Here is a 1,946-nt window from a genome sequence, read left to right as displayed (position 1 = left end):
TGTTAGCGCCGGAGTAAAACTGACCCACCCCCGCCGAAGTAAAAGTGACCCACCTGGGCGAGGATGACGGCTTTTTGAGCCGTCCAGATGTTGACCCAGGAGCAAGCGGTGGAGATTCGGGTTCTGGAACGACAAGGTCGCTCGATTCGGCAGATCATGAGAGACACGGGGCTGTCGCGTAACACGGTTCGCAAGTACCTGCGTGGCGGCAAGGTGGAGTACGGACCGCGCGAGCCGCGGGCCTGCAAGCTCGATCCATACAAGAGCTATCTGCTCGAGCGGATCGAGCAGGCGCGGCCGGACTGGATTCCGGCGACGGTGCTCATGCGCGAGATCGGCGCCATGGGCTACAGCGGCGGCATCAGTCAGCTCAAGGCGTATCTGCGGGCGTTTAAGGTCGTCCGCGCCGACCCGGTGGTGCGTTTTGAGACCGCGCCCGGCCAGCAGATGCAGGCGGACTTCACGACCATCCGTCGCGGCCGGGATCGACTGCTCGCATTCGTGGCGACGCTGGGCTTCAGTCGCGCTACCTTCGTGCGCTTCACGTGTACCGAGCAGTTCGAAGACTGGCGCGATGGCCTGATCGCCGCCTTCGACTACTTCGGCGGTGTGCCGCGTGAGGTACTGTTCGACAACACCAAGACAGTGATCATCGAGCGTGACGGTTACGGGCCAGGGTTGCATCGGTGGCACGCGGGCATGCTAGAGCTCGCACGTGACTGTGGCTTTCAGCTACGCGTGTGTCGTCCGTATCGAGCTTGCACCAAGGGCAAAGTCGAACGCTTCAACGGCTATCTCAAAGGCAGCTTTCTCGTGCCGTTAGCGGCGACGCTGCGTGCCGGCGGCCTGCAGCTCGATGTGGACACGGCGAACCGTGAGGTTCTGCGCTGGCTCAACGAGGTTGCCAACACGCGCATCCATGCCACCACCGGCGTCCAACCGTGCGTGCGATTGATCGAGGATCGCGCGCAGCTGAGTGCACTGCCGAGCCGCACGATGCAGAGTTCACCGGCGATCTCGCCCGCCAGCGTCGTGCCATTCGAGTCGCTGCAGCATCCGCTTTCGGTGTACCAGGCCCTGCTGGAGAACGCGGCATGAGCCTGCAGCAACAACGCATCGCCGCGCTGTGCGAAGAGCTCAAGCTGCCCGCCGTCAGCACCGAGTGGGCGGCACTGGCTCAACGAGCCGCCGACGCGCAGGCCAGCTTCGCCGACTTCCTCACGTCGCTGCTCGAGACGGAGCAAGCAGCCAAAACCGAACGCACCCGACAAGCGCTGCTGAAGCTTGCGACGCTGCCAGTGGTGAAGACGATCGAGAGCTACGACTTCGCTTTCGCCACCGGCGCGCCGAAGCAGCAGATCCAGGAGCTTGCCTCGCTGACCTTCGTCGAGCGTGCAGAGAACGTGGTGTTACTCGGCCCTTCGGGCGTGGGCAAGAGCCACCTGGCGATGGCGCTTGGTTACCGCGCCGTGATGGCGGGCATCAAGACGCGCTTCATCACTGCCGCTGATCTGATGATCCAGCTCGCAGCAGCCAAGGCGCAAGGTAGGCTGAAGGGCTACTTCAATCGCGCCGTGCTCGGACCGAAGCTGCTCATCGTCGATGAGATCGGTTACCTGCCGTTCGGTCGCGACGAGGCCAATCTGTTCTTCAACGTCGTCGCCAAACGCTATGAGCGCGGCAGCATGATCCTCACCAGCAACTTGCCATTCACACAATGGGCAACCGCACTGGCTGACGATCAAACGCTCACCGCGGCACTGCTCGACCGGCTCCTTCACCACGCCCACATCGTGCAGATCGCCGGTGAGAGCTATCGGCTCAAAGACAAGCGCAAGGCGGGATCGATCAAGGTGGCGAAGACTCAGTAATAGGTGCCCGGGTGGGTCAAATTTACTTCGGCGTTTCTGAGCTGGGGTGGGTCAAAATTCAATCGGCGTTGACAG

At 62.5% G+C, this 1,946-nt stretch carries 2 protein-coding genes; both read left to right on the top strand.

Translation table 11 applies throughout. The features are described from left to right. Positions 1–87 precede the first annotated feature (87 nt). Positions 88–1,098 carry an IS21 family transposase gene (istA, locus tag GYH35_RS34450; protein ID WP_161816611.1) on the top strand — a complete coding sequence of 337 codons (1,011 nt, stop codon included), beginning with the start codon at positions 88–90 and terminating at the stop codon, positions 1,096–1,098. Then, positions 1,095–1,871 carry an IS21-like element helper ATPase IstB gene (gene istB, locus GYH35_RS34445; RefSeq protein WP_161816610.1) on the top strand — a complete coding sequence of 259 codons (777 nt, stop codon included), beginning with the start codon at positions 1,095–1,097 and terminating at the stop codon, positions 1,869–1,871. Before istA ends, istB begins: the two co-directional genes overlap by 4 nt. Positions 1,872–1,946 lie beyond the last annotated feature (75 nt).

This window comes from Steroidobacter agaridevorans (genome assembly GCF_009932555.1).
Lineage (GTDB): Bacteria > Pseudomonadota > Gammaproteobacteria > Steroidobacterales > Steroidobacteraceae > Steroidobacter > Steroidobacter agaridevorans.
This window is presented reverse-complemented; position numbering and strand designations above follow the sequence as displayed.

Excerpts from the sequence above, each read along its gene's own strand:
- istA (WP_161816611.1), top strand. The coding sequence starts at position 88 with ATGTTGACCCAGGAGCAAGCGGTGGAGATTCGGGTTCTGGAACGACAA.
- istB (WP_161816610.1), top strand. The coding sequence starts at position 1,095 with ATGAGCCTGCAGCAACAACGCATCGCCGCGCTGTGCGAAGAGCTCAAG.